Here is a 25,668-nt window from a genome sequence, read left to right on the forward strand (position 1 = left end):
ACACCGCACCGATCACCATGCCCAACACCAGCACCAAGACGATGTTCCGGTCATGACCGAGCACGAACTTGCCCGACGCGAAAGCCACAAGACCCACCACCGACCCCACGGACAGATCGATGTTGCGCGTGATGACCACCATCGTCTGCCCGACCGCGAGCAAGGCCAGGATCGAGGCGTTCAGGAAGATGTCCTTCACGCCCTGCGTCGACAGGAACGAGGAGTTGACGGCGGTCGTGACTCCGACGAGGACGATGAGCGCGGCGACGATGCTCAGCTCGCGGGCGCGCAGGACGGTGTCGACGAGGCGCCGCCCGCCGGCGTCGCCGGGTCCGGCCGCGGCGGTGGTCGCGGTGGTCGTGGCCATCAGACCGCCTCCTCCCGGGTACGGCCGGTCGCGGCCGCCATCACGGTCTCCTCGGTCGCCTCGTCCCGTGGGATCTCGGCGGCGAGCCGGCCCTCGTGCATGACGAGCACCCGGTCGGCCATCCCGAGCACCTCCGGCAGGTCGGAAGAGATCATCAGCACGGCGAGGCCGTCGGCGGCGAGTTGCGACAGCAGCCGGTGCACCTCCGCCTTGGTGCCCACGTCGATGCCCCGGGTCGGCTCGTCCACGATCAGCGCGACCGGCTCGGTGGACAGCCACTTGGCGAGCACGACCTTCTGCTGGTTGCCGCCGGACAGCACGCCGACGGTGTCGCTGAGACGGGCGTACTTGAGCTGGAGCCGGATCGCCCAGTCGGCCGCCCGATCCCGTTCGACCTTCCGGGAGATCACCGGTCCGCGACGCAGCGAGCTCAACTGGGTCAGACCGATGTTGCGCTCGATCGAACCGTCCATGACCAGACCCTGCTGACGCCGATCCTCCGGCACCAGCGCGATTCCCGCCGACATCGCGGCGGTGGGACTGCCGCCCGGCAGTCGCCGACCGCCGACCGTGACAGCCCCGGCGTCGTAGCGGTCGATGCCGAACACGGCGCGGGCGACCTCGCTGCGACCCGCCCCGACGAGCCCGGCGAGCGCGACGATCTCTCCGGCGCGCACCTCGAAGGACACGTCGGTGAAGACGCCCTCGCGGGTCAGCCGGGACACCTCCAGCACGGGGTCGCCGAGTGTGGTGTCCTGCTTGGGATAGAGCGTGTCCAGTTCGCGGCCGACCATCCGCTGGACGAGGTCGTCGGGCGTGAGGCCGTCGAGGTCCTCGGTGGCGATCAGCCGCCCGTCGCGCAGTGTCGTCACCCGCTGGCAGATCTCGAAGATCTCCTCCAACCGGTGGGAGATGAACAGCAGCGCACAACCCTGGTCCTGAAGGGCGCGGGAGACCGTGAACAGCCGCGCGACCTCATTACCCGACAGCGCCGCCGTCGGCTCATCCATGATCAACACCCGGGCATCACGAGAAATCGCCTTCGCGATCTCCACGATCTGCTGGTCCGCGATCGACAACCCACGCGCCGGACGGTCCGGATCCAACGCCACACCCAGCCGCTCGAACAACCTCGCCGTCTCCGCACGCAACGCCCGACGATCGATCCGCCCGAAACTCGCCCGCGGCTGACGACCCATGAAGATGTTCTCCGCGACCGACAGATCGGGGAACAGCGTCGGCTCCTGATAGATCACCGCGACACCCGCCTGCTGCGCGTCACCGGGGCCGCGGAACTCCCGCGGCCGCCCGTCGAGCAGGACGGTGCCCTCGTCCGGCCGGTGCACCCCGGCCAGGATCTTCACCAGCGTGGACTTGCCCGCGCCGTTCTCCCCGGCGAGCGCGTGGATCTCGCCGCCGCGCAGGTCGAGCGACACGCCCCGCAGGGCCTGGACGGCGCCGAACGACTTGCCGACGTTCTCCAGAGCCAGGATCGGAGGCGGCTCGCTCATGCTTCGCTCCCGGAAGTGAACGATGTAAAAACGTTTTAACGAAGTTGACCCGGGACGCTAAGTCTGACCGGGAGCTACGTCAAGGGGTCGATCTGCCCCCCGCCCCTGACCCTCCGTGGCCATCAAGGCTCTGAGCTGCTGTTATGCGGAACAGATAACGAGAAAGTCACCATCGGCACTGCGTCGGCCGCTTCGCCCGGTCCCGGTTGACACGTTTTAATGAGTTCGCTTTAGTGAACGCCACTGGCTGGAGGAGGCGCGGCGATGGTGACCGTGGGCATCAAGGATGTCGCGCGGCGGGCCGGTGTGTCTCCCGGCACGGTCTCGAACGTGCTGAACCGCCCCGAGCGCGTCGCCGCCGCGACCCGCTCGCGCGTCGAAGAGGCCATCCGCGAACTCGGCTTCGTCCGGAACGGCTCGGCGTCGACCCTGCGCGCGGGACAGAGCCGGGCGGTGGGGCTCGTCGTGCTCGACGTCGGCAACCCGTTCTTCGTCGAGGTCGCGCGCGGCGTCGAGGACGTCGTCAGCGACCGCGACCACGCGGTCATCCTGTGCAACTCGGGCGAGTCGCCGGAGAAGGAGGCGCGCAACCTGCGGGTCCTGGCCGAACAGCGGGTCCGCGGCGTGCTCATCACTCCGGCGGGCGACGACACCTCCGATCTATTGCGGCTCCGCGAACACGGCGTCGCGGTCGTGTTCGTCGACCATTCGGCCTCCGGTGACGTGTGCTCGGTCGCCGTGGACGACGTCGCCGGCGGCGAGCTCGCGGTGCGCCACCTGATCGAGAAAGGCGCGCGGCGGCTCGCGTTCGTCAGCGGCCCGAAGGCGATACGCCAGTGCAGCGACCGGCGGCGCGGAGCCCTGCGGGCGCTGGAGACGTCCGACCTTCTGCCCGGCGACCTGACCGACATCGTCGTCCCGGAGATGAACGCGCACGGCGGGCAACTCGCCGCCCGTACCCTCCTCGACGAGGGGCTGCCGGACGCCGTGTTCTGCGCGAACGACCTGCTCGCCCTCGGCGTGCTGCGCGTCCTGCTCCAGGCGGGCGTGCGCGTCCCCGAGGACGTCGCGCTCATCGGCTACGACGACATCGAGTTCAGCTCGGCCGCCGCCGTACCCCTCAGCTCGATCCGTCAGCCGACGTACCAGCTCGGCAAGATCGCCACCGAGCTGCTCCTGGACGAGTGCGACGACCCGGCCGGCCACGCGCACCAGCAGATCATGTTCCAGCCCGAGCTGGTCGTCCGCGAGTCGAGCGGCTGAGATGGCGGGTACCTACGCCGCGGTCGACCTCGGTGCCTCCAGCGGCCGGGTGATGGTGGCACGCGTCGGTGCCGGCGAACTCGTCCTCCGCGAGGCGCACCGGTTCCCCAACGAGCCGGTGCGCGTCGCCGGGACGCTGCACTGGGACGTGCTCGGCCTGTACCGCGAGGTGCTCGCCGGGCTGCGGGCGGCCGGCGCCTGCGACGGGGTGGGCGTCGACTCCTGGGCGGTCGACTACGGCCTGCTCGACGAGGACGGCGCCCTCATCGGCAACCCGGTCCACTACCGCGACGGCCGTACGGACGGCGTCCTGGAACGCGTGGTCGCCGAGGTCGGCGCGGACACCCTGTACGGCGTGAGCGGCCTGCAGTTCCTGCCGTTCAACACCGTCTACCAGCTGCTGTCCTCCCCGCTGCCCCCGCAGGCCCGTACGCTGCTGATGGTCCCGGACCTGCTCGCGTACTGGCTGACCGGCGCGACCGGCGCCGAGGTGACGAACGCCTCGACCACCGGCCTGTACGACGTGCGGGCCGGCGCGTGGGCGTACCCGCTGATCGAGCGGCTCGGCCTGCCGCCCTCCCTGTTCCCGCCTCTGCGGCCGACCGGCTCCCCCGTGGGCACGCTGCGCGCCGACGTCGCCGCGGGCACCGGTCTGCCGTCCTCGCTGCCCGTCACCGCCGTCGGCTCGCACGACACGGCCTCGGCCGTCTTCGCGGTACCCGCCGCCGACGAGCGTTTCGGGTACGTCTCGTGCGGCACGTGGTCGCTGGCCGGGGTGGAGCTGACCGCTCCGGTGCTGTCCGCCGAGAGCCGCGCCGCCGGGTTCACCAACGAGGTCGGCGTCGACGGGACGATCCGCTACCTGCGCAACATCATGGGCCTGTGGCTGCTGCAGGAGTCGCTGCGCGCGTGGGGCGAGACGGCGTCGTCGCTGTCGTCCCTGCTGGCCGCCGCGGCCGAGGCGCCGCCGTTCGCCGCGCTCGTCGACCCGGGTGACCAGGAGTTCCTGCCGCCGGGCGATATGCCGGCCCGCATCGCCGCGCACTGCGAGCGCACCGGACAGCGTCCGCCGGCCGGCCGCGCGGAGACGGTCCGCTGCATCCTGGAGAGTCTGGCCCTCGGCCACCGCGCGGCGATCCGTGAGGCGTCGCGGCTGTCCGGGCGCGCGGTCGACGTGGTGCACATCGTGGGCGGCGGGGCACGCCACGCGCTGCTGTGCCGGCTGACCGCCGACGCCTGCGGCCTGCCGGTCGTCGCCGGCCCGGTGGAGGCCACGGCCATCGGCAACGCACTGGTCCAGGCCCGCGCGGACGGCTACGACGGTGACCCCCGCGATCTCGTCCGCCGCACCCAGGAGCTCGTCACGTACGAGCCACGCGGCGACAAGACCGCCTGGGACCGCGCCGCCGCGCGCATCGGCCTGCCGTAGCGCTCATCCCCCGCCGGCCGGCGGGGGCACGGCGAAGGCACCGGCGGACGCGGCGAGAGCGGCGGTCCTGGCCGCGTGGTCGGGCAGGTGCGGGTCCGGTGGCGTGCGCAGAAGCACCAGCTGGTGGTACACCGGCGCGGTCGCGGCGATGAGCAGCCGCCGGGCGTCGGTGTGCGGCGGGAGTTCGCCGCGCCGGACGGCGCGGTCGACGATGACCTCGCAGCGGGCGTACCGGTCCTCCCAGAGCCGCCGCTGCGCGTGGTCGGCCTGCTCCGAGCGGAACGACGCGGCGATCAGGGCCGCCATGACCGGCGGCTCCGCGGTCAGGGCCGCCTGAATCTCCTGGTTCAGCGCCGCCAGGTCGCCGGTCAGCGAGGCGGTGTCCGGCGGCTGCCAGTCGTCGTCGCCGGCCGCGTCGAGGACGTCGGCGAGCAGGCCGCCGACGTCGCCCCAGCGCCGGTACACGGTCGCGCGGTGCACGCCCGCGCGGGCCGCGACGGCGTCCATGGTGAGCCCGTCGTAGCCGTGCTCGCCGAGCTCCGCGCGGACCGCGTCGAGCACCTGCGTACGGATGCGGGCGGTACGGCCACCGGGCCGGCGCCGGGTCGGCGGGGCGTCGTTCGGTCCTGGCGCTGCGGAAGTCATCGCCGGTAACCCGTTTGCTCGGTCGGACGGTGTCATGCCAGTATCTTAATGCGTCGCTTGTCGCACTAAGACACATCTTCTCAGGAGGGAGACTCGATGCCGGCCGTTCCCGCCGACCCGACCGTGCTGCATCCGATGCCCGGGCAGCCGCGGGTGGTGCTGCTGAAGCCGCTGATCACCTCGCCGCTGATCGAGGTCGGGGAGTTCTCCTACTACGACGATCCGGACGACCCGACCGCCTTCGAGACCCGTAACGTGCTGTACCACTACGGGCCGGAGAAACTGGTCATCGGGAAGTTCTGCGCGCTGGGTGAGGGCGTGCGGTTCATCATGAACGGCGCCAACCACCGCATGGACGGCCCCTCGACGTTCCCGTTCCCGATCATGGGTGGTTCGTGGGCCGAGCACTTCGACCTCATCACCGGCCTCCCCGGGCGGGGTGACACCGTGGTGGGCAACGACGTCTGGATCGGCTACCGGGCCATGGTGATGCCCGGCGTCCGCATCGGCCACGGGGCGATCGTCGCCTCCGGTTCCGTCGTCGTCGACGACGTCCCCGACTACGGCATCGTCGGCGGCAACCCGGCCAGGCTCATCCGCCGCCGCTACAGCGACGCGGACATCGACCGCCTCCTGGCCCTGGCCTGGTGGGACTGGCCGCTCCAGCACATCACCGAGCACATTCCAACGATCATCTCCGGCGGCATCGACGACCTGGAGAACGCCGCGGACCGCTGACCGGCCCCGGCGAAGGACGACCAGTCACTGAGAATCGAGTTGCCGACGTGCCTGCCTCACCCCATCACGACCCGTTCGCCGGCTGGCTTCGCGGCCATGCCGTCCCGCTCACCCACCTCGACCCCGAGGCGCCGCTCGACGACCTCGAGCCGCTGGGCGACGTCATCGGCGACGCGCGTGTCGTCGCGATCGGCGAGAACTCCCACTTCATCAACGAGTTCGCGCTTCTGCGCCGGCGCATCCTGCGGTTCCTGGTCGAACGCCGCGGCTTCGCCGTCCTGGCCTTCGAGTACGGCTTCAGCGAAGGCTTCCCCCTCGACGCGTGGGCGCGGGGCGAGGGCACGGACGACGACCTGTCGGCCCGCACGGCCGCGGCGATCCCCGTGGGCCTCGACGAGCCGCTGCGCTGGATCCGCCGGCACAACCGCACGGCCTCGCGACCGGTGCGTTTCGCCGGGATCGACGTTCCGGCGGCCGGCGGATCGCTGCTTCCCGCCCTGGCTCCGGTCGCCGACTACCTGCGCGAGATCGATCCCGAGGCCCTGCCGGCGGTCGAGACGGCGATGCGGATCGCCGAGACGTTCGCCGGCGACTCCGCGGCCGTGGCCGCGCCCGCGTGGGCGCGCCTGGCCACCGCCGACCAGGACGCCCTGAGCGCGGTCCTGATGCGGCTGCTCATCCGGTTCCGCTCCGTCGAACCGCTGTACGTCTCCCGCGGCGACCAGCGGAGCTACGACATCGCCCTGCGACGCCTCGAAGGCGCCTGCCACGGGGACTACACGTTCCGCGCCATGGCCGAGCTGTTCGCCGGCACCGGCCTGACCGCCGACACCTCGGCCCGGGAGGTCTACATGGCCGGTTCGGTCCGCTGGCACCTGGAGCGCCTCGAACCGGGGACCCGCGTCGTGCTGGCGGCCCACAACGCCCACCTCCAGACGTCGCCGATCTCCTTCGACGGTCACCTCACGGGACTGCCGATGGGACAGCACCTGCGCGGCATGCTGGGCGACGACTACTTCGCCCTCGGCCTGACGAGCACCGCCGGCCACACGGCGGAGATGCGCCGCGACGAGAACGCGCGGTTCGGCTTCGTCGTCGACGACACCCCGCTGGAGCCGCCCGAGCCGGGAAGCGTCGAAGCCGCCTTCGCCGACGCCGGCCTCGGGCTCGCCGTCGCCGATCTCCGCCGGGCCCGCCGCGAACTCCCCGGCGGCACCGGCCCCGACCGCATCCGGATCCAGAGCGCCTACGTGCACACCCCCGTCCTGGAGGCGTTCGACGGCATCCTCAGCACCTCGACCTCCACCGTGGCCGACGACGTCAAGGGCTGAGAATCCCGCCCCGTCTCCTCCGTCACTCAGGACACGAGCGAGCACTTAGGTAGATTTTTTACTCATATCTACATCAGACGGTAACTTGCCTACCCATACGGTGACCTGCGGTATTAAGGTGCGTGCATGCGTTTTGTCCCCCTTGCCGCGGTCTTTGCCGCCCTGATCGCGGTCCTCCTCCCCGCTCCTGCATCAGCGATCACCAATGGCACGCCCGACGGCGAGACGCACCCGGCCGTGGGCGCCATGGTCAACGCCAAGGCGTACGCCGACGGCACCTGGTCGTACTGCACCGGCACGCTGATCTCGCCGACCGTCTTCCTCACCGCCGCCCACTGCGGTGAGAACGGCCAGAAGACCGCGCTGGTCTCGTTCTCCAGCCACTACCAGCTCGGCTCCGGCGTCTACGTCGGCCGTTACGTGGCCGACCCCGACTACACCGAGAAGTCCGATCTCCACGACATCGCGGTCGTCGTCTTCAGCACTCCCATCGCCGGCATCAAGCCCGCACGCCTGCCGACCGCGGGGCTGCTGGACCGGCTCGAGGCCAACGGCACCCTGGGCAAGTCGGTGTTCACCCCGGTGGGCTACGGCTCGGCCCTGCCGACCGGCGACGGGAAGACGTACCACTACTCCGACACCCGCCGTCTCACGTCGATCTCCTTCGGCAGCCTCACCCGCTCGTGGCTCAAGCTGTCGATGGACGGAAAGAAGGACGGCAGCACCTGCTTCGGCGACTCGGGCGGCCCCAACTTCCTTGGCGGGCCCACCTCCGACCTGGTCGTGGCCACCACGATCAGCGGTGACGACGACGCGTGCCGGATGACCAACCTCGACTACCGGCTCGACACGCCCACGGCGCGGGCGTTCCTCGGCAAGTACGTCACCCTGCCCTGACCGATTCGTCGCGGGAACCGGCGGCATCCGCGATCATGCTGCCATGGGCGGGTTCGTGGCTTTGATAATCGTGCTGCTGTTCGTCGCCGGTGTCGTGGTCGCCGGGACCGTCGTGCTCTTCCGCGCCTTGGGTGCCGCGAGCATGAAGGCCGAGCGGCGCCGCCTCGACGCGCTCTACGCCTGGACCATGGCCAGCGGGTGGCGGATGCACGAGGGCGACGCCGCCACCCGCTGGCGGCCACGACTCGCTCACCTGCGGGGATTCCGGATGCGGCGGTTCGCGTACGGGACCGTTGGCGTGCTGCCGGTGACCGCCGCCGACTGCCGGTACGAGACCACGAGCACCAACTCCCAGGGCACGCAGACGATCGAGGTCAACCTGGCGGTGTTCGTCGCGACGCTGCCGGGGATGTGGCCCGAGATCACGGTCGGCAACCGCAGCCTGGGCTCGCGGGTACTCCAGTCCCTCGGCGGGCATTCGGGGACCGAGATCGGGCATCCGGAGTTCGACCGGCGCTTCCGCGTGGACGCGGCCGACCCGTACGCGGCGCGGGCGCTCCTGTCCCCCGCCCTCATCGACGCGCACCTGCGCGACCAGGCGCCGAACTGGAGCATCAGCGGCGGCGAACTCATGGTCGTCGAGAGGCACCGCCTGACACCCGAGCACATCCCGCCGGGCGTGGACCGGCTCCGCCGGCTCGCGGCCGTCCTCGGCGTACCGAGCTAGGTCCACCGCCCTGGGACGTTGGTCGATCTGGTGACGGGTGGTCTGCCGCCGGTCGCGGCTCTACGCGCCCGCGTCCTCGACGCGTCCGTCCTGCTCCACGGCGACGGCCCGGACATTCCCGTACCCGTGGAGGTGCCGATCCGAGGTTCCGGCCGGCCGCCGGCGTCCGGCCGGGTCGGACTCACGGACGTGAGTCCGACCCGGCGCGACACCGCCCTGATGACCGCCGGCGGCCGTCAGTGCCGTGCGAACTGCCTGGCGACGGTCCGGAAGATCCGCTCCGGCTCGTCGTGGTGGTACACGTGCACGGTCGCGTTGACGTGATCGCTGTTGCCGCTGATCTGCCAGGCCGACGGGTGCTCGAACCCGGGGTCGCGGATGTCCAGGCCGATCGAGGACAGGTCGTCGAAGGTCGCGTCGGTGTAGTAGTCGCCCACACCCTGCCTCTCGTACAGACGGAAGGACAGCTTCACCTTCTTCTTGCCCTTCACGAACTGGGTGACGTCCACCGGGCCCTGCCGGTCCGAGCCGTTGATCCACATGAAGTTGAACCAGTCGGTGACGTCGGACTCCCAGATGACCTGGTCATCGATCAGTACCTGCTTGAAGTGATAGCCGCCCAGGCCGCCGTAGAACGGGTCGCGGTGCCACCACGACAGCTCGTACCGCGGCGACGTCGGGTCGACGGTGACCTCCTGGGAGGCCTCCGCGTAGTCGCCGGTTCTGGTGCCGACGTGCGGGGCGACGGTCAGCGCGAGGCGTCCGTCGCCCTGGCGCGGGCCCTGGCTGGGGTCGGTGAGGTTCTCGCCGGTGAGCTGGGTGCCGTACGAGATCACACCGTCGATCTTGTGCTCGCGGGTGTAGCGCATGCCGACGTCCAGCACGTCGTTGACGTACCGCGCCGTGGGCGCGAGCACGCTGTCGAGCAGCCGGCCGGAGTAGTCGAGCAGGATGAGGCTGAGGTGCTTCTGCTCGGTGAGCGTCCGGATGGCGTCGAGGTTCGCCGCGACGGCCGACGCGTCGTTGGTGTTGTTGTCCTTGCCCAGGTAGGGGTACACGACGCCGTCGATGACGTCGCCGTACGTCGCGTAGAAGCCCGGGTTCGTGGCGGTGCCGTAGTACGCGATCGTGTACAGGCCCAGGTCCGGGTTGATCGACTTGGTGATCTGCCGCATGCGGCTGAGGTAGTCGTGGGTGAACAGCTCGGCGTTGTCGGAAGCCAGGAAGTCGTCGATGGCCCAGGCGACCACGTTCGAGTACGTCTTCGACAGCCGCGCGACCTGGTCGGCCCAGGTGAGGAAGTCGGTCTCGTACGGGCGGGAGCAGCGGCCCGCGAGGTGCGCGTCGTCGTTGGGAAAGCATTCGCTGGGCGGCGCGAGGCCCACCCAGACGCGAATGCCGGCGCGCTGGGCGGCCGGGGCGAACTCGTCCTTCAAGTCGGCCCAGTCGGTGGGCATGTCCCACACCGTGTAGTAGAAGGTGTTGACGTGTAGTTCCTTCAGCCGCTTGATGAGCCGGGGCGTGTCGATGTGCCGGTACCCGTCCTTGCGCGGCTTGGCCTCCCGCACCTGCGTGCCGATCGTGTTGCCGCCGGGGTGCGTGGCCCGGACACCGTCGGCGGGGACCCAGGGCCGGTTCGTGGTCGGCGCGGCCGGAAGGGCGGCCGGGCGCGCCGTACGCGCCGGGTGGGCGGCGCTCGCGGCGCCGCCGGTGGTGAGGACCGCGGCGAGCGCGGCGGTGACGGCGAGCCGGGCGGTGGAGGTGAGGGATCTTCGCATCGTGACTCCTTCGTGGGGGACGTCAGGAGAAGCGGTCGATGAGGTGGGCCGGGACGTGACGTCCGGCCCGGACCGGTCGGTGCGACGGGAGCGGAGGCGATCCGCGCAAGGTGGGGCGTGCCCGGCCGGCGGGTGGGAGTCGGGAGAGAACGGCTTGGGGAACACGACCGCCGAGGTCAGGCCCGACCGGCGGTGGTCGTGGCACTCCGGGAGCGCGCCCTCCTTCGCGCATCCCGCTTTCTTCGATATTTCGTAAATATATTCGGCTTACTGAATATGTGTATCAGGGTGACGTGGACCACGCAAGAGCCGTTCAGGACGGCATCGCGCCCACCGTGGCACCGGCGTTCCGCCGGCTCCGTGACGTGCGCGGAGGGTCGGCGCGGCCGGCGCATGGTGGGCCGACGGTCCGCGAGCGCTCGGCGTGCCGCGGCCGCCGATCCAGCAGATCACCGGTCGCGTCGCCGCCCGCCACCGTCAGCGCCGAGCCGATTCCGCACGCGATCGCTCCGGCCGGGGGCGACGGGTACCCGCGGCAGCGCGGTGAGCATGTCGCGCAGCACCGCCGGCGAGGAGGCGGACGCCGGGAAGAGCTTGACGGCGTCGGCGCCGATCTCCATGGCGCGAACCCACTCCGCCGGCGTCGATCAGGGTTTCGGCATGACCTCCCCGCGACACATCACATCTCCCGCGCCGTCAGCGGTACACCGGATCGGAATGGCCGGCGAGGTGCGCGAGCGCCCGAGCCAGTTGGGCGGACGTGGGCAGACCGTCGATGTCGGTGGCGGACTGGACGACCAGCGCCGCGACGGTCGCCGCCTCCGCCAGCGCGCGGTCGGGCGGGACCTCGCGCAACAGCGCGGAGAGCAGCCCGGCCGCGAAGGCGTCGCCCGCGCCCACCGGATCCGTCACCGGTACGGGGAACGCGGGCCGTGCCCACGTGCCGGCGGCGTTCGTCAGCACCGTCGACTTGTCGGGGTACTTGACCACCACGCCCTCGACACCGCCGTCGCGCAACGTGCGCACCGCGCGTTCCGCGTCCTGTCCGGTCAGCATCTCCAACTCGTCGGCGCCGGCCAGCACCAGATCGGCCTGGCCGAGCAGGGGACCCACTACCGTGCGCCAGCGATCCGGAGCGCCGAGTTTGTGGCGGACGTTCGGGTCGAACGAGACCATCACTCCCTCGTCGCGCGCCGTGTCGATCAAGTGTCTGGTCAGCCGGTGGGTCGAGTCGGAGAGCATGGCGGTGATGCCGGTGAGGTGGAGCAGCCTGGTGCCGGAGGGCAGCGGCGCGTGCACCGACTCTGGCGCGAGCGCCGACGCCGCCGAGCCGGCGCGGTGGTACTGCACGTCGATGCCGCGCGTCGCGTGGCTGTCGCGCAGCAGCAGGCCGGTGGGAGCCGTTGGGTGAACGGTGACCGTGGAGACGTCGACGCCTTCCGCGCGCATCATGCTCAGCACCGCGTCCCCTGCCGGGTCCGACCCCACCGAACCGATCCAGCGCACCGAGTGGCCGAGGCGGGCCAGCCCGATGGCGACATTGCTCTCGGCCCCGGCGACCGAGGACCCGAAGCGGCGTGCCCGCGCCAGCGGCACGCCCGGCTCGGCCAGCAAGAGCAACATCGCCTCGCCGCATGTCACGACCTCGGGCGTACCGGACATCGGCTCAGCTCTGGCCGGCCGAGACGTCGTGCTGGGACCACGGCAACGAGTCGCCGGCGTACTTCGCCGCACGCACGTCGCCCGAACGTGCGTGCCCCTCGAACAACTCCACCCGGCTGGCCCGGCCGCACACCCGGCCAAGACGCGCGCTCGCCTGCCGGTCGAGCACCTCCTGGTAGGTCACCGTCTTCAGATACTTACCGACCCACAACCCACCGGTGTAGCGGGCGGCTCCGCGGGTCGGCAGGACATGGTTCGTGCCGATCACCTTGTCCCCGTACGACACGCACGTGCCCTCGCCGAGGAACAGCGCGCCGTAGTTCCGCATCCGGTCCAGCGCCTCGCGGGGCGACGCGGTGAGCACCTCGACGTGTTCGCTGGCGAACTCGTCGGCCAGCCGGTACAGCTCGTCCAGGTCGGACACGACGTGCACCTGGCCGTGGTCGCGCCAGGCCGGCTCGGCCATGTCCCGTGTGGGCATCCCGGGAAGGATCTCGGCGATGTGCCCGATCACCTGGTCGGCGACGGAACGGGACGTGGTGATCAGGATGGCCGGCGAGTCCGGCCCGTGTTCGGCCTGGCTGAGCAGGTCCACCGCGACCACGAACGGGTCGGCGGTGTGGTCGGCGAGCACGAGGATCTCGGTCGGCCCGGCGAACAGGTCGATGCCCACCTCCCCGAACAACTGGCGTTTCGCCTCCGCGACGTAGGCGTTGCCCGGCCCCGCGAGCATGTCCACCCGGGCGATGGACTCGGTGCCCAGGGCCATCGCCACCACGGCCTGCACGCCACCGAGCAGATAGATCTCATCGGCGCCGGCCAGGTGCATCGCCGCCACCGTGGCGTCGGGTACCGCACCGCGGATCGGCGGCGTGCAGGCGGCGACCCGCCGTACGCCGGCCACCTTCGCCGTCACCACCGTCATGTGGGCCGATGCCACCAACGGGTACCGGCCGCCCGGCACGTACGCGCCGGCCGCGGAGACGGGGATGTGCCGGTGGCCCAGGCGTACGCCCGGCAGGGTCTCGACCTCGATGTCGGTCAACGAGTCACGCTGGTACCGGGCGAACTCCCGCACCTGCGTCTGCACGAAACGGATGTCGTCGAGAACCGTCTCGGGTACGCGCCCCACGATCCGCGCGATCTCCTCCTCGCCGAGCCGGAAGCTCGACGGCGACCAGGAGTCGAATCTCTCCGAGTAGGCCCGCACCGCTTCGTCACCACGCGCGCGGACGTCCTCGATGATGCCCGTCACCACGTCGGCCACGGCCGTCCGCTGCGCCGGGGCCGTCGTACTCGCCGCCTTCAGCACTACCATCCAGCACCTCCCAGTTTTCCGATGGCCGGCCGGAACCGGCGTGCCACACCTGCCAGATCCTCCAGCCGGCCGGAAGGGACCAGCGAGAGGTTGTAGAGGTTCACCGCGTGGACGCCCTGGGACATCAGCGCCGCGACGCCCGCGTCGACGACGTCCGGCGTCCAACCGGGGCTCCAGGTGAGTGAGACGGTGACCGGCGTCGGGGGCGGGGCGATCACCTCGCGTACGTCGGCGTCGAGACCGCCGGTCAGGTCCGCGCCGATCCCCACCGCGTCGGCCGCCGCCAGCCCCCGTCCCCATGCCCCCTGCAGGCGGGCGCCGTCCGCGTCGGCGAACACCAGCGGGCGGATCAGCGTCCCGGTGGCGCGCGCCGCGTCGCGTACCTCGTCGAGGAGCGCGTGTACGCCTTCGGCCCGCGCCAGGGCGATCCGGTCGAGCAGCGGGCCGGCCTCCGGCCCGGCGGCGGACCCGTACGAGGCCGACGCCTCGACCGCGGCGCGCAGGTCACCCGGCTCCACGCCGTGGCGCGCGAGCAGCGAACGACAGTTCGCGCACGCGCACTGTGTGACCAGCCGCCGCGTTTCCTCGCGGACCGTGTCGATCTCCACCGCTACGGCGTAGCTCTGCTGCCAGGAGGAGAAGAAGACGGCTTCGAGGTCGAGCAGGCGCGGTGCGAACCGGGCGCAAACGTCGCGGACGAGGTCGGCCGCGAACCCGCGGACGCGCTCGCCGGCCGGGCAGAGCAGCTCCGTATGCGGACGGCCGTCGAATGTGGTGGTCGCGGTGTCGGGGTGCGCGGCGACCACGCCGGCGTCCTGGAGGACGACGAGCCAGCCGTGGAACGCCAGGCCGTGACGGTCGGTCGTCCGTCGGAGGCGATGCAGCGCCGCCTCGATCGCCTCGTCGACGACCCGTGCCGGCCGCAGCGCGCCGTACGCGCCGGCCTCGGCCTGCCAGTACATCGCGCCGGAGCGGCTGTGCGCGAACGTACGGTGCCGCGGCATCCATCGTCGGGAGGCGTGGTAGCGCAGGCACACCGATACCGCGCCCACCCCGAGGTCGTGGGCGAGCTCGCAGATCCGCTCCGCCCCCGTGAGCAGCACGTCCTCCGGGAAGACGTACACCGCTGAGGCGTCCACCGGTGCCATCCGGCGCAATTCTATCTCCCAAATATTGGATATATGATCGATATGTCGTGGAAGGGAGTGTGTCAGTGGCGTATCGGCGAGGCAAGACCTCGACCTCGCGAACTTCGACCGCGGAGCCGGTCGTCGAGAAGGCGCCGGGCCGGGCGGGTCGCCGTCCTGGCGTCCCCGGCCCTCCGCCCGTGGCATGGAGGCCCCTGCCGGCCGGCGGGTCTACGCTGTGGCTGGCTGCCGGATCATCGTGCAGAACTCTCACAGCCCCCGCGGCCCCGTTGTGGCCGTATCGAGTTCGTCGCCCGGCGGCCGGGTCACGAATGACGGACTGGAGCACCAGTCCGTTCCCCGAGCACACCCAAGGACGGACGGGATGAGCCGCAGCCGGCAGGAGAGCGTCAGCGATGACGGATCGCGATCGGCGTATCCGCAGATGCCGCCTGAGGAGCCGCCGGCACGCGAGCGACCCCGGCCGGACCGCCCGTCGCCGACCCGCGCCTCCTCCCCCGCGGTCGGGCGCGCCCTGACGGTGCTGGAGACGCTCGTGGCCGAGAACGACGGGATGACGCTGACCACCCTCGCGCGGCGCACGGGCATCCCGCTCGCCACCTGCGCGGCGATCGTGAACACCCTGGAGGAGCGGGGGTACGCCGCCCGCCGCGTCGTGGGCCGCAGCCACTTCTGGCGGGCGACCTTCCGCCTGTACGGGCTGGGCGCCCAGCTCGTACGCAAGGCGGACGTGTCGACGGTGGCCCGTGACGAGATGCGCGCACTGGCGGACCGGCTGACGATGCCGGTGCACATCGGCATGCTGACCGGGTCGTCCGTGGTGTACGTGGCCAAGGAGGCCGGCGACGCCTTCATCCAGTTCAACACCTATCTGGGCAAGGTCTCGCCCTTCGACCTCACCGCCCTGGGAAGGGCCATCGCCGCCTACCTGCCCGAGGACGAGCTGGCCCCGCTGCTGTCCCAGTTGACGACCGGCAGCGGGCCGAACGCCCACGCGCCGGACCCGGCGGCCTTCCTACGCGACCTGGAGAAGGTGCGCCAGGACGGCTACGCCGTCGAGGACGAAGAAGAACAGGCCGACATCGGCTGTGTGGCCGCGCCGTTCTTCGACAACGAGGGCCGGGTGGCGGGCGCCGTCGGAGTGACCGGCTTCGCCCGGGACCTGCACGGGGATCGTCTGCGCCAGGTCGTCGACGGAGTTCTTGAGGTGGCCGGCCAGGTCTCCATGCGGCTCGGCCACCGCTCCGGCCAGGCCGACTGACCAGCCCAGGCCGCGTGAATCCGGCCCGGAACGGGCCGATATCTGACTCTTGTCCACCCGGAGGGGGTGCTGCTATCTTCCGATTGCCGGATTAGTTTTTAGTATTTCGAAGAAGGTGGCAGATGTCCGTCCGCCTCGCTCTGATCGGCCTCGGTGACATCGGCCTGGGCGCCCACCTACCGGCCGTGCTCCGCTCGACTGAGGCCGAGATCGTCGTCGCCGCCGACCTCGACGCGAGGCGGAGAGAGCAGGCTAAAGAACTGCTCGCCGGAAAGGCCAGAGTGGTCGACGACCCCTGGCCCGTACTCGCCGAAGCCGGCGTACGAGGGATCGTGCTCGCCACCCCGCCGTGGGTCACGCCCCGGCTGGCCGTACGGGCCCTGCGAGCCGACCTGTACGTACTCGCGGAGAAGCCGCTCGCCACGTCGTCCGCGGACGCCGCGGTGTACCGAGAGCTCACCGGCCCTCAACGTGGCCGGTTGCAGGCCGGCCTCACCTACCGTCACGACCCGGCCATCGCACGCCTCAGAGAGTGGATCGTCTCCGGCGTGCTCGGCGAGCCCCTCATGGCGCGCGCACACATCTACGACGAACCGCTGGACCGGGCCGACCAGGAGCACCTCGACCGCATCCGCGCCACGCTCGAACACGGTAGCCCGGTGACGCACGAAGGCTCACATGTCTTCGACTGGCTCGCCCACCTGTTCGGCGGCCCGGCGGAGAAGGTGGAAGGGGGCTGGCAGGTGCGGACGGATCCGGACTGGCCACGGGCCAACCTGGCCGGAGCCCGGTTGCGCTACCCGGGCGGTGCGACCGCGCTGGTCGAGTTCGGCTGGCTCGTCGAGGCGCTACCACGGTGCGAGATCACCGTGCTCGGGCCGCGCGGCCTCGCCACGCTCGACGGGCGCACCTTCACGCTGGAGCTGGCCACGGCCACCGAACGGCGGACGGTCCGGTTCCCCGGCGAGCGAATGGAGCGTTCCTTCGACCGGCAACTGAGCCGGTTCGCCGCGCTGGCCCGCGGCGAGACGCCCGCGGCGGAGCCGAGCCTGGAGGACGGCCTGTCCGCGTTGGCGACGAGTGAGCGGGTCGCCGCGTGCGCCGAGGGGGTGGCCGCGTGAACGCCGCGACACGCTGGGCGGAGACGGACCGGGAGAGGCTGGCGGCGCTGGCCGGCGAGGCTCTCGTGGTCCTGCCGATCGGATCGACCGAGCAGCATGGGCCGCACCTGCCCACCGGCACCGACGCGCTGCTCGCGGCCACCGTGGCCGAGCGCGCCGCCGACCAGGCCGCCGAGACGAGTCCGCGTCCGATCGTGCTGGCCCCGCCGCTCCCGTACGGCTGCTCCGACCACCACCTGCCGTTCGGCGGCACGCTGTCGGTGTCGACGCAGACGCTCACGGCCGTGCTGACCGAGGTGATCCGCTCGGCCGTCGCCGGCGGCGTACGCCGGTTGGTGATCGTCAACGGGCACGGCGGCAACACCGGTGTCTGCCACGCCGCGGCGTCCACGGCCGCCGCCCACCACCCGATCGCGGTGGCGCACGTGGACTACTGGCGGCTGGTCGAGCCACGCGACGCCGCGACGGCGCAGGTCTCCGACATCGGGCCGCCGGTCCCCGGTCACGCGGGTGCCTTCGAGACCGCGCTGGTCATGGCGGTACGCCCGGACCTGGTAAGGCCGGCGCCACAGCGTGACAGCCCGCCGGCGCCGCCGGCGCCACCAGGCCTGGAGCTGCACGATGCGACGGCATGGTCGTCCATCGACGGCTACACCGATCTGCCACACCGCGCCACCTCCGCGGACGGCCACGCCCGTCTGGACGCGGTCATCACGGCTCTGGCCGAACGGCTCGTGCTACTGGCGAGGACACTGTGATCGATTTCCACACGCACACGCCCTTGTGGCGCACCACGAGCTGGCTGGGCGGCGCGCCGTTCACCGCCGAGCAGTTCGTCCAGTTCATGGACGGCGCCGGCATCGAGGCGGCCGTGGTGCTGAGCCACGACGGCCTGTTCGACTTCACGCCCCAGGCGAACGACGACCTCGCCGGCTTCGTCGCCGCGTATCCGGACCGGCTCTTCGGGATGGGCACGGTGAACATCCGGCGACCCTCCGAAGCCGTCGCGGAGACCGAACGGATGCTGGGCGAGCTCGGCCTGCGGGGCATGAAGATCCACCCATGGTTGCAGGGCTTCAGCCCGCACGAGGCGATGCTGGACCCCGTCTGCGAGATCCTCGCCGCGCATGGCGGGATCCTGCTGTCGCACGACGGCACCCCGCCGTACTCGACCCCCGCCCAGATCGCGGCGCTGGCCCGGCGGCATCCGCGTCTGCCCGTGGTCCTCGGTCACGGCGGGCTGCACGACCTGTGGCGGGAGGCCCTGGCCATGACGTGCGAGACCGAGAACCTCTACCTGTGCCTGTGCGGCACTCCTCCCTACGCGGCGCGCAGAATCGTCACTCAGGCCCCCGCGCACAAGGTGCTGTTCGGTAGCGACGCCGGCCTCTCGGACCGGGCGTCCCAGGACTACGCCGTGGCCCGGGCCCGCGAGGTCGAGCTCTGGGGCATTCCCGAGACCCGGCGGCAGGCCGTTCTGGTCGACAATCCGCGCCGGCTGCTGGGGATGACGTCATGAGCGTCACCACGGCGCGCATCGACGCCGTCCAGACCGTGGCGGTCAGTCTGGCCGCCCATCCCGAACTGGTCGTACACGGCGCGAAGGGGGCGCACGACCGGTCGGACTTCCTGCTCGTACGGGTCGTCACCGACACCGGCGTCGTCGGCTACGGCGAGGTCAGCGCCACTCCGCTGTGGAGTGGCGAGGACGGCGCCAGCGCGGAGCACTTCATCCGTACCGTGCTCGCGGGGGCGCTGATCGGACAGCCGCTGACGCCCGTCGGCCGGCTGGAGTCATCGATGGACCGCGTGCTGGCCGGCAACCCCTTCACCAAGGCCGGCGTGTCGATCGCGCTCTGGGACGCCTACGCCCGCGCGCTGGACGTACCGCTGGCGGTGGCCCTCGGCGGGCCGTACCGCACCAGCGTGCCGATCAAGCTCTCCCTGTCCGGCGACGGCGCCGGTCTGGAGCGCGCCTACCGTGCGGCGCGGGCGGCGGGTTTCTCCGCCTTCAAGGTCAAGGTGGGGCTGGGCGTGGCCGGGGACATCGACCGGGTGGCCGCCGCCCGCGCGCTGGTCGGCGAGGACACCCTCCTGGGCGTCGACGCGAACGGGGGATGGACGCGGACCCAGGCCGCCGCCGCGGCGGTGGCGATGTCCCGGTCCGGCATCGCCTTCCTGGAACAGCCGGTGGCGCCCGGCGACCTTCGCGGGCTCGGCGATCTGCGCGGCGCCGGGATGCCGGTCGTGGCCGATGAGTCGGTGTTCGGCACCGACGACCTGGTGCGCGTGGTACGCGCCGACGCCGCCGACGTCGTCAGCGTCTATGTGGGCAAGAGCGGTGGCCCCGGTCGCGCCGCGCAGATGGGCCGGCTGGCCGGCGCCTTCGGCGTCGACACTCTCATCGGCTCCAACGGCGAGCTGGGCATCGGCGCGGCGGCGCAGCTGCACGTGGCCTGTGCACTGCCGGCCCTCTCCGCGATCCCGTCGGACATCATCGGCGCCTTCTACTACACCGAGGACATCCTCGCCGAGCCGCTGGACTCCGATGGCCGGACGGTCCGGCTCGGCGACGCGCCCGGCTTGGGCGTCCAGCCCCGTCCGGAGATCACGGAAGGCTTCAGATGATCGTCGACGTTCACGCGCACACGCCCACGCATCGGGACGCGGTGCCGGAAGGAGAGCGGCGCGTCTACCACGAATGGCGGAACGACCGTCCCGTGGCGACGACCAACTCCTGGGCGGACTTCGACTCGTCGATGGCGGACGCCGACATCTGTGTGGTGTTCAACATCGCGGTCGATGACCCCGAGGCGGCGACCGGGCTCCCCTACGACCCGGCGCTGACCAACGACAACACGGCCGCTTTCGTCGCCGCCGACCCGGCCCGGCGGATCGGGTTCATGTCCGTCAACCCGACGCGTCCGGGCGCGCTCGACGAGGCCGACAGATGCCGTGACCTCGGGCTGGTCGGCGTCAAGCTCGGCCCGAACTACCAGGAGTTCGACCCGCTGGGAGAGCCGGCCCAGGAGTTCTACCGGTACTGCGAGCGCCACGGCCTGCCGATTCTCTTCCACTGCGGCGCGTCACCCATCCGGAAGGCACCGCTGCGCTACACCTACCCCCTGGTCATGGACGAGATCGCCATACGGCATCCGGAGCTGCGCATCGTCCTGGCGCACATGGGGCACCCCTGGGCGCGCGAAACGGTCGTGACGATCCGCAAGCATCCCCACGTCTACGCGGATGTCTCCTCCATCTACCTGCGTCCATGGGTCTGTTACGAGTCGCTGCTGTACGCCACGGAGTGGGGGGCGGCGGGCAAGCTCCTCCTCGGATCGGACTTCCCCATCGCCAACACCGGTGAGGCCATCGCGGGACTCCGTCGGGTCAACGACGTCGTCGAGGGCACCGGCATGCCGCGCATATCGAGCGAAGTGATCGAAGGCATCGTGCACGCCGACGCGCTCGGCGCGCTCGGCCTCTCTCCGGGAGCCCCCAATGGTCGTTGACGCGCACGTACGGATCGGGGTCGGCCGCGACGTCGAGCTGAGCGTCGAAGAGCTGCTGACCGGCATGGACGCACTCGGCATCGAACGCGCCCTGGTCGCACCGGCCGAGGCCCAGATCGCCTATCACGTCAGGGCGGGCAACGAGGCGACGACGGGCGCCGCGGCATCGGCCGGCGGACGGCTGATCGCCTACGCGGTGGCCACGCCGTGGCTCGGCGGCGAGGCCGCCGTCGACGAGCTCCGCCGCGCCCGCGACGCCGGCGCGGGGGCACTGGCGATCGACCCGGTGCTGCAAGGCTTCGACCTGCTCGACGGCATGGTCGAACCTCTCCTGGACTTCGCCGCCTCGGCGGGCTGGCCGGTCTACGTACGGACCGGGACCCCGCCGAACGCGCTGCCGCTGCCCCTCGCCACACTCGCCCGCCGCCATCCGGAGCTGGCATTCGTCATGGGTCGCAGCGGCGCGACCGACTTCTGGATCGACGCCGCGCCGGCGCTCCGTCATGCCCCCAACCTGTACGCCGACACCAGCTACGCGCCGTGGGACACCCTCCTCACCGAGCTGACGCAGGACGAGGAGATCGGCCCCGGACGGATCGTGTTCGCCACCGACGCCCCCTACACCATTCCGGCGGCCGAGCTCTCCCGGACGTCGCAGTTGCCGCTGTCCGAGGAGGACCGGCACGCGGTCTTCGGCGGGACCATCTCCCGGCTGCTCGGCCGATGACGGCCCAGAGGCCACCGATCACCACCGAAAGCCACAGGAGGAAGCGGATCGTGTCAACGGCGGCTGCGACAACCTCGGCGGCGGATGCCGCGGTGAACGTACGAGGCGTGTCACCCGTCCTGGAGGTGCCTTTCACCGCCACCGGCGAGGTCGACTTCAACGGGTTCCAGCGGGTCGTCCGTCATGTGCTGAACACCGGCGTGACCAGCGTGATGTTCCCCGGGTTCGCCTCCGAGTTCCTCAAGCTGTCCGAAACCGAGCGGTCCGAGCTCACCGCCCTGCTGCTGGCCGAGACCTCCGCCCGGCCGGACGTGTCGGCCATCGTCGCGGTGCAGGACCACGCGACTCACCTGGCGGTGCGGCGTGCGCACGAGGTCGTGGCGGCCGGCGCCGACCTCATCAACCTGCTCCCGCCCTATCAGCTCCAGCCGTCGGGCCAGGCGGTCGGCGAACACATCCGGACCGTCCTGGACGCCATCGCGCCCACACCGGTCGTCCTGCAGTACGCGCCGACCGAGACCGCCAGCCACATCTCCGCCGACAGCATCCTGGAGATCGCCGCCGCGCATCCGAATCTGAAGCTCGTGAAGGTCGAGTCGAGTCCCCCCGGCCGCCTGATCGCCGAACTGTCCAACGGCGATCCGTCGATCTCCTGTGTCGAGGGATACGCCGGCGTGCAACTGCCGGACGCGTTCCGCCGCGGCGCGGTCGGTACCCAGCCCGGCTGCTCATTCACCGAGATCTACGTCGAGATCTGGAGACGTCTCGCGGCGGGAGACGAAAAGGGAGGGTACGAGCTGCACCGCCGGCTGCTGCCGTACATCGCGTACTGGATGCTCGACACCGAGCTCATCATCGCGGCAGAGAAGTTGATATCCGTCCGAAGGGGGCTTTTCACATCACCGATGTGCCGCGCTCCCGGCCGTGTCCTGGACGAAGAAGAGGTGCGCATGGTGGACCAGTTCTTCGCCGAGTTCACCGAGGAGCTCCCCGCTATTCAAATCTAGTCTGAACAATGAAGAGAGGTGTTCGAAATGAGCGCCAGAGCTCGCGCCATCATGGCAGCCCTCTCGGCGGCATTCCTGGCCACCGCCGCGTGTAGCGGCGGCAAGGGGGGATCATCACATGCCGCCTCGGTTACCCAGCCGGTCAAGGGCGGGCCCATCGAGGCCGGTGTCATACCGGCTAAGGGAACGCCGTCCTACAACTTCCTCCGCGATCTCGCGAATGGCCTGGAGAAGGACTATCCAGGGACCAAGATGACGCTGACCTTCGCCAACACCGAGGCGCGTCCGGGCCTCGAACAGCGCTGGCGGTCCGGGAAGGGCCCGGACCTCGACTACGGAATGTTCGACGGCACGAACCCGAACCTGCAGGACTGGGCGAATGACGATTTCCTGGTCGACCTCACCCCCTACCTCAAGCAGCAGAATCCGCAGACCGGAAAGCCCTGGCTGGACTCCTTCAGCCCCACCGCCCAGCCGTTCATGAAGAACAAGGACGGCAAGTACTACGCCGTACCGACCGAGGCTTCGCTGACCGTCCTGTTCTACAACGCGAAGATATTCAAGGACCACGACATCAAGCCGCCCGCCACGTGGGACGAGCTCTTGACCGCCGTGGACCAGCTCAAGGCCGCGGGGGTGGACCCGATCGCGGTCACGGGTCTCTTCGAGCCGTACATGGGCATGTGGAGCGACTATCTCTTCCTCCGCAGCGTCGGCTATGCCAAGACACGCGCCGCGCTCAGCGACTGCACCGGCAAACTCGACGATCCCGGCTTCGCCGACGGCCTGACCAAGCTCCAGCAGCTACGGGACAAGGGCGCCTTCCTCAAGGGCTTCCAGGGCACCGACTTCACCGCGGCCCAGGCGTCCTTCTTCCAGGGGAAGGCCGGAATGATCTTGATGGGAAGCTGGCTCGTCAGTGAGATGAAGAAGTCCATACCGCCGGACTTCCAGCTCGGCGCCATCGGTTTCCCCTCGCTGCCGGGTGGTCACGGGGACCAGACCGCGCTCATGGGCGGCGAGCAGCTGGTCTCGCTCAACGCCAAGAGCGACGTCATCCCGCTCGCCATCGAGTGGCTGAAACGGCTCACCAGCAAGCAGACGCAGACCGCGCGCGCCAAGGAGATCGGCGAGGTGTCGGCCGTGAACGACGTGGGCGCGCCCCCGGAAATGCCCGGGATGGACAAGGTGATGAAGTCGGCGTCCACGATGGTGCCGCGCTACTACGGCATCCCCGACTCGAAGACCAAGGACGCGGTCTACCCGGAGATCGCCAAGCTGTTCTTCGGCAAGTCGGACGCCCAGCAGACCCTGAACAACCTGAAGAGCAACCTGTCGCGTGTCTGCGGCAACTGAGAACCGGCCCGCCAACGCGGGTGGGGCCGGCCTCGCCGCCCCACCCGCACGCCCTTCGACGAAAGCAGGAGGTGACGATGTTCCGTAGATCGCAGCGAAGGATCGTGATTCCCTTCCTGCTGCCCGCGCTGATCCTGACGGGCTTGTTCTTCCTTTATCCGCTGGTGCGGGCCGGCATCATCTCGTTCGAACACTTCTCCCGCACCGGGCGTACGTCCTTCACCGGAGGAGAGCAGTACCGCAAGCTGGTCGACGACCCCTCGTACACGCGAGCGCTGAAGAACACCTTCCTGCTGACGTTCATCGGCGCCTGCATGCTGTTCCCACCGGCCGTGGCGGTCGCCTGGGCACTGCACCAGAAGCTGTACGGGGAGAGCTTCTTCCGGTTCGTGGTGTTCGCCCCCGCAGTGCTCTCGACCGCGGTCGTGGCGTTGATGTGGAAGTTCATCTACCACCCGACGATCGGCCTCATCGACCCGGCCCTGCGCTCGGCGGGGCTCGGCGCGCTGGCGCGTACCTGGCTGGGAGACCCGACCACGGCGCTGCCCGCGATCGCCTTCACCGTGGTCTGGCAGGGGATCGGGATCTGGGTGGTGCTGCTCTCCGCCGGTTTCGAGCGGCTGCCGGTCGAGGTGCTCGAGGCCGGGCGGGTCGACGGCGCCGGCGAATGGGCGCTGTTCCGGCGGATCATGCTGCCGATGCTGCGCGATCTGATGCGCATCCTGCTCGTCCTGTGGGTGGTGCAGAGCATGCAGTCCTTCGCGTTCGTCCAGATCATGACCCGGGGCGGTCCGTTCGGCTCCACCGACGTGGTGTCGACCCTGATGTACCGCACCGCCTTCGACCAGGCCGATTTCGGGTACGCCGCCGCGATGGGCGTCACCCTGCTCTTCGTCATGCTGGCTCTCACAGTGATCGTCAATAAGGTGCTCAAGCGCGATGTCATCCAGTACTGAGACGCGAAACCCGCCCGTGGCCGCCGCGAGGGGCGCGGCCACCCGGCGCCGACGGAGCGTGCGCGCGACGGGCCGCGCACCCTTCCGGACGTATCACCTGGCCCTGTACCTGTTCCTGGTCTGCTTCGCGTTCTCGTCGCTGAGCGCTTTCCTGTGGGTGTTCAACGCGTCACTGAAGACCAACCGGGAGTTCCTCACGACCGCGCCGTGGTCGCTGGCCGACGGGTGGCGATGGAGCAACTACGTGACCGCGTGGACGAACGCGAGTATCGGAGACTTCTTCCTCAACAGCGTTCTGGTCAGCGTGTGCGCCACGGTCCTGGGGGTGGCGGTGGCGGCCTTCGCGGCGTACCCCATCGCCCGGGTGGAGTTCAAGGTCAACAACCTGGTCCTGATGGTGTTCCTGCTCGGCCTGATGGTGCCGTGGATGGTCACCTTCATCCCGCTGTACATGACCGTGGACGATGTGGGGCTGCTGGACTCCCGGCTCGGGCTGATCCTCGTGTACGCCACCTACAACCTTCCCCTGAACATCTTCGTCCTCGTCGGGTTCATGAAGACACTCCCCCGCGAACTGGAGGAGTCGGCAGCGGTCGACGGCGCCGGGCCGACCCGGACCTTCCTGAAGATCATCCTTCCGCTGCTGGGGCCCGGCCTCGCGTCGGTGACCATCCTCAGCTTCTTGAACAACTGGAACGAGTTCTTCTACGGGCTGGTGCTCATCCACACGCCGGGGAAGATGACACTGCCGTTGGGGCTGTTCCAGCTCGGCCAGGCCGCGGACTACGGGACGAACTGGGTCGCGCTGTTCTCCGGCATCATGATCACCTCGGTGCCCGTCCTGCTGGTCTTCGCGTTCATGCAGCGGCACATCACCAGAGGGCTGACGGCGGGGGCGATCAAGGGATGACCGG

25 protein-coding genes are annotated in these 25,668 nt (G+C 70.4%); 17 read left to right on the forward strand and 8 right to left on the reverse strand.

Translation table 11 applies throughout. From position 1 onward, the window contains the following. On the reverse strand, positions 1-367 hold a 367-nt coding region (locus QSK37_RS00005; RefSeq protein ID WP_432705509.1), incomplete at its 3' end, for an ABC transporter permease subunit. After that, positions 367-1,878, reverse strand: coding sequence for a sugar ABC transporter ATP-binding protein (locus tag QSK37_RS00010; protein ID WP_285616642.1), 1,512 nt, complete (start codon positions 1,876-1,878; stop codon positions 367-369). The genes QSK37_RS00010 and QSK37_RS00005, both read right to left, overlap by 1 nt. Positions 1,879-2,142: 264 nt before the next feature. Between QSK37_RS00010 and QSK37_RS00015 the strand changes: the two genes are divergently transcribed. Beyond that, positions 2,143-3,141 (forward strand): LacI family DNA-binding transcriptional regulator, encoded by a 999-nt coding sequence (locus tag QSK37_RS00015; protein ID WP_285616643.1) that lies wholly within the window; start codon positions 2,143-2,145, stop codon positions 3,139-3,141. A gap of 1 nt (position 3,142) precedes the next feature. After that, entirely contained in the window at positions 3,143-4,570 is a 1,428-nt protein-coding gene (locus QSK37_RS00020) for a rhamnulokinase (RefSeq protein WP_285616644.1), read from the forward strand. 3 nt (positions 4,571-4,573) lie between these two features. Here the strand turns inward: QSK37_RS00020 and QSK37_RS00025 are convergent, their stop codons facing one another. After that, positions 4,574-5,215: a TetR/AcrR family transcriptional regulator gene (locus QSK37_RS00025; RefSeq protein ID WP_285616645.1), complete on the reverse strand. Its 642-nt coding sequence runs from the start codon at positions 5,213-5,215 to the stop codon at positions 4,574-4,576. Between the two features lie 96 nt (positions 5,216-5,311). On the opposite strand from QSK37_RS00025, the gene QSK37_RS00030 reads away from it, so the two are divergent. The 4 genes from QSK37_RS00030 (at position 5,312) to QSK37_RS00045 (ending at position 8,908) form a co-directional block, all read left to right on the forward strand. Beyond that, positions 5,312-5,953 (forward strand): CatB-related O-acetyltransferase, encoded by a 642-nt coding sequence (locus tag QSK37_RS00030; protein WP_285616646.1) that lies wholly within the window; start codon positions 5,312-5,314, stop codon positions 5,951-5,953. 47 nt (positions 5,954-6,000) lie between these two features. Then, positions 6,001-7,284: an erythromycin esterase family protein gene (locus QSK37_RS00035; protein ID WP_285616647.1), complete on the forward strand. Its 1,284-nt coding sequence runs from the start codon at positions 6,001-6,003 to the stop codon at positions 7,282-7,284. A gap of 126 nt (positions 7,285-7,410) precedes the next feature. Continuing rightward, complete coding sequence (locus QSK37_RS00040) at positions 7,411-8,181, forward strand: S1 family peptidase (protein WP_285616648.1); 771 nt, start codon at positions 7,411-7,413, stop codon at positions 8,179-8,181. 43 nt (positions 8,182-8,224) lie between these two features. Next, on the forward strand, positions 8,225-8,908 hold the full coding sequence (locus QSK37_RS00045; RefSeq protein WP_285616649.1) for a hypothetical protein: 684 nt from the start codon (positions 8,225-8,227) through the stop codon (positions 8,906-8,908). Positions 8,909-9,144: 236 nt separating this feature from the next. Here QSK37_RS00045 and QSK37_RS00050 read toward each other — a convergent pair whose 3' ends face one another. The 5 genes from QSK37_RS00050 to QSK37_RS00070 form a co-directional block, all read right to left on the reverse strand. After that, positions 9,145-10,686: a hypothetical protein gene (locus QSK37_RS00050; RefSeq protein WP_285616651.1), complete on the reverse strand. Its 1,542-nt coding sequence runs from the start codon at positions 10,684-10,686 to the stop codon at positions 9,145-9,147. Positions 10,687-11,135: 449 nt separating this feature from the next. Further along, entirely contained in the window at positions 11,136-11,306 is a 171-nt protein-coding gene (locus QSK37_RS00055; protein WP_285616653.1) for a hypothetical protein, read from the reverse strand. A 76-nt stretch (positions 11,307-11,382) separates the two neighbouring features. After that, complete coding sequence (locus QSK37_RS00060) at positions 11,383-12,348, reverse strand: sugar kinase (protein ID WP_285616656.1); 966 nt, start codon at positions 12,346-12,348, stop codon at positions 11,383-11,385. Between the two features lie 4 nt (positions 12,349-12,352). Then, entirely contained in the window at positions 12,353-13,666 is a 1,314-nt protein-coding gene (gene hisD / locus QSK37_RS00065) for a histidinol dehydrogenase (protein WP_285616658.1), read from the reverse strand. After that, positions 13,660-14,814, reverse strand: a complete 1,155-nt coding sequence (locus QSK37_RS00070; protein ID WP_285616659.1) for a hypothetical protein — start codon at positions 14,812-14,814, stop codon at positions 13,660-13,662. The genes hisD and QSK37_RS00070 overlap by 7 nt, the downstream gene beginning before the upstream one ends. A 364-nt stretch (positions 14,815-15,178) precedes the next feature. Here QSK37_RS00070 and QSK37_RS00075 point away from each other — a divergent pair, with 364 nt between their 5' ends. The 11 genes from QSK37_RS00075 (at position 15,179) to QSK37_RS00125 (ending at position 25,664) form a co-directional block, all read left to right on the forward strand. Beyond that, positions 15,179-16,075 (forward strand): IclR family transcriptional regulator, encoded by an 897-nt coding sequence (locus tag QSK37_RS00075; protein ID WP_285616661.1) that lies wholly within the window; start codon positions 15,179-15,181, stop codon positions 16,073-16,075. 122 nt (positions 16,076-16,197) lie between these two features. Next, complete coding sequence (locus tag QSK37_RS00080; RefSeq protein WP_285616665.1) at positions 16,198-17,196, forward strand: Gfo/Idh/MocA family protein; 999 nt, start codon at positions 16,198-16,200, stop codon at positions 17,194-17,196. Continuing rightward, positions 17,193-17,954: a creatininase family protein gene (locus QSK37_RS00085; protein WP_285616666.1), complete on the forward strand. Its 762-nt coding sequence runs from the start codon at positions 17,193-17,195 to the stop codon at positions 17,952-17,954. Before QSK37_RS00080 ends, QSK37_RS00085 begins: the two co-directional genes overlap by 4 nt. Further along, positions 17,951-18,715 carry an amidohydrolase family protein gene (locus QSK37_RS00090; protein WP_285616667.1) on the forward strand — a complete coding sequence of 255 codons (765 nt, stop codon included), beginning with the start codon at positions 17,951-17,953 and terminating at the stop codon, positions 18,713-18,715. The genes QSK37_RS00085 and QSK37_RS00090 overlap by 4 nt, the downstream gene beginning before the upstream one ends. After that, on the forward strand, positions 18,712-19,824 hold the full coding sequence (locus QSK37_RS00095) for a mandelate racemase/muconate lactonizing enzyme family protein (protein ID WP_285616669.1): 1,113 nt from the start codon (positions 18,712-18,714) through the stop codon (positions 19,822-19,824). The genes QSK37_RS00090 and QSK37_RS00095 overlap by 4 nt, the downstream gene beginning before the upstream one ends. Further along, complete coding sequence (locus QSK37_RS00100) at positions 19,821-20,708, forward strand: amidohydrolase family protein (protein ID WP_285616671.1); 888 nt, start codon at positions 19,821-19,823, stop codon at positions 20,706-20,708. The genes QSK37_RS00095 and QSK37_RS00100 overlap by 4 nt, the downstream gene beginning before the upstream one ends. After that, positions 20,698-21,435, forward strand: coding sequence for an amidohydrolase family protein (locus QSK37_RS00105; protein WP_285616673.1), 738 nt, complete (start codon positions 20,698-20,700; stop codon positions 21,433-21,435). Before QSK37_RS00100 ends, QSK37_RS00105 begins: the two co-directional genes overlap by 11 nt. A 107-nt stretch (positions 21,436-21,542) precedes the next feature. Then, positions 21,543-22,442 carry a dihydrodipicolinate synthase family protein gene (locus tag QSK37_RS00110; protein WP_285616674.1) on the forward strand — a complete coding sequence of 300 codons (900 nt, stop codon included), beginning with the start codon at positions 21,543-21,545 and terminating at the stop codon, positions 22,440-22,442. Between the two features lie 27 nt (positions 22,443-22,469). Next, the gene (locus tag QSK37_RS00115; RefSeq protein ID WP_285616676.1) at positions 22,470-23,798 is read left to right on the forward strand and encodes an ABC transporter substrate-binding protein; all 1,329 of its coding nucleotides are present in this window, start codon (positions 22,470-22,472) and stop codon (positions 23,796-23,798) included. Positions 23,799-23,875: 77 nt separating this feature from the next. Beyond that, positions 23,876-24,754: a carbohydrate ABC transporter permease gene (locus QSK37_RS00120; protein WP_285616679.1), complete on the forward strand. Its 879-nt coding sequence runs from the start codon at positions 23,876-23,878 to the stop codon at positions 24,752-24,754. Next, positions 24,738-25,664, forward strand: coding sequence for a carbohydrate ABC transporter permease (locus tag QSK37_RS00125; protein WP_285616681.1), 927 nt, complete (start codon positions 24,738-24,740; stop codon positions 25,662-25,664). Before QSK37_RS00120 ends, QSK37_RS00125 begins: the two co-directional genes overlap by 17 nt. The last annotated feature ends 4 nt before the right edge of the window (positions 25,665-25,668 follow it).

This window comes from Actinoallomurus iriomotensis, from assembly GCF_030269445.1.
GTDB lineage: Bacteria > Actinomycetota > Actinomycetes > Streptosporangiales > Streptosporangiaceae > Actinoallomurus > Actinoallomurus iriomotensis.

Excerpts from the sequence above, each read along its gene's own strand:
- QSK37_RS00070 (WP_285616659.1), bottom strand. The coding sequence starts at position 14,814 with ATGGCACCGGTGGACGCCTCAGCGGTGTACGTCTTCCCGGAGGACGTG.
- QSK37_RS00040 (WP_285616648.1), top strand. The coding sequence starts at position 7,411 with ATGCGTTTTGTCCCCCTTGCCGCGGTCTTTGCCGCCCTGATCGCGGTC.
- QSK37_RS00050 (WP_285616651.1), bottom strand. The coding sequence starts at position 10,686 with ATGCGAAGATCCCTCACCTCCACCGCCCGGCTCGCCGTCACCGCCGCG.
- QSK37_RS00120 (WP_285616679.1), top strand. The coding sequence starts at position 23,876 with ATGTTCCGTAGATCGCAGCGAAGGATCGTGATTCCCTTCCTGCTGCCC.
- QSK37_RS00105 (WP_285616673.1), top strand. The coding sequence starts at position 20,698 with ATGGTCGTTGACGCGCACGTACGGATCGGGGTCGGCCGCGACGTCGAG.
- QSK37_RS00045 (WP_285616649.1), top strand. The coding sequence starts at position 8,225 with ATGGGCGGGTTCGTGGCTTTGATAATCGTGCTGCTGTTCGTCGCCGGT.
- QSK37_RS00025 (WP_285616645.1), bottom strand. The coding sequence starts at position 5,215 with ATGACTTCCGCAGCGCCAGGACCGAACGACGCCCCGCCGACCCGGCGC.
- QSK37_RS00010 (WP_285616642.1), bottom strand. The coding sequence starts at position 1,878 with ATGAGCGAGCCGCCTCCGATCCTGGCTCTGGAGAACGTCGGCAAGTCG.
- QSK37_RS00095 (WP_285616669.1), top strand. The coding sequence starts at position 18,712 with ATGAGCGTCACCACGGCGCGCATCGACGCCGTCCAGACCGTGGCGGTC.
- QSK37_RS00075 (WP_285616661.1), top strand. The coding sequence starts at position 15,179 with ATGAGCCGCAGCCGGCAGGAGAGCGTCAGCGATGACGGATCGCGATCG.
- QSK37_RS00055 (WP_285616653.1), bottom strand. The coding sequence starts at position 11,306 with ATGGAGATCGGCGCCGACGCCGTCAAGCTCTTCCCGGCGTCCGCCTCC.
- QSK37_RS00080 (WP_285616665.1), top strand. The coding sequence starts at position 16,198 with ATGTCCGTCCGCCTCGCTCTGATCGGCCTCGGTGACATCGGCCTGGGC.
- QSK37_RS00020 (WP_285616644.1), top strand. The coding sequence starts at position 3,143 with ATGGCGGGTACCTACGCCGCGGTCGACCTCGGTGCCTCCAGCGGCCGG.
- QSK37_RS00015 (WP_285616643.1), top strand. The coding sequence starts at position 2,143 with ATGGTGACCGTGGGCATCAAGGATGTCGCGCGGCGGGCCGGTGTGTCT.
- QSK37_RS00060 (WP_285616656.1), bottom strand. The coding sequence starts at position 12,348 with ATGTCCGGTACGCCCGAGGTCGTGACATGCGGCGAGGCGATGTTGCTC.
- QSK37_RS00030 (WP_285616646.1), top strand. The coding sequence starts at position 5,312 with ATGCCGGCCGTTCCCGCCGACCCGACCGTGCTGCATCCGATGCCCGGG.
- QSK37_RS00125 (WP_285616681.1), top strand. The coding sequence starts at position 24,738 with ATGTCATCCAGTACTGAGACGCGAAACCCGCCCGTGGCCGCCGCGAGG.
- QSK37_RS00115 (WP_285616676.1), top strand. The coding sequence starts at position 22,470 with ATGAGCGCCAGAGCTCGCGCCATCATGGCAGCCCTCTCGGCGGCATTC.
- hisD (WP_285616658.1), bottom strand. The coding sequence starts at position 13,666 with ATGGTAGTGCTGAAGGCGGCGAGTACGACGGCCCCGGCGCAGCGGACG.
- QSK37_RS00100 (WP_285616671.1), top strand. The coding sequence starts at position 19,821 with ATGATCGTCGACGTTCACGCGCACACGCCCACGCATCGGGACGCGGTG.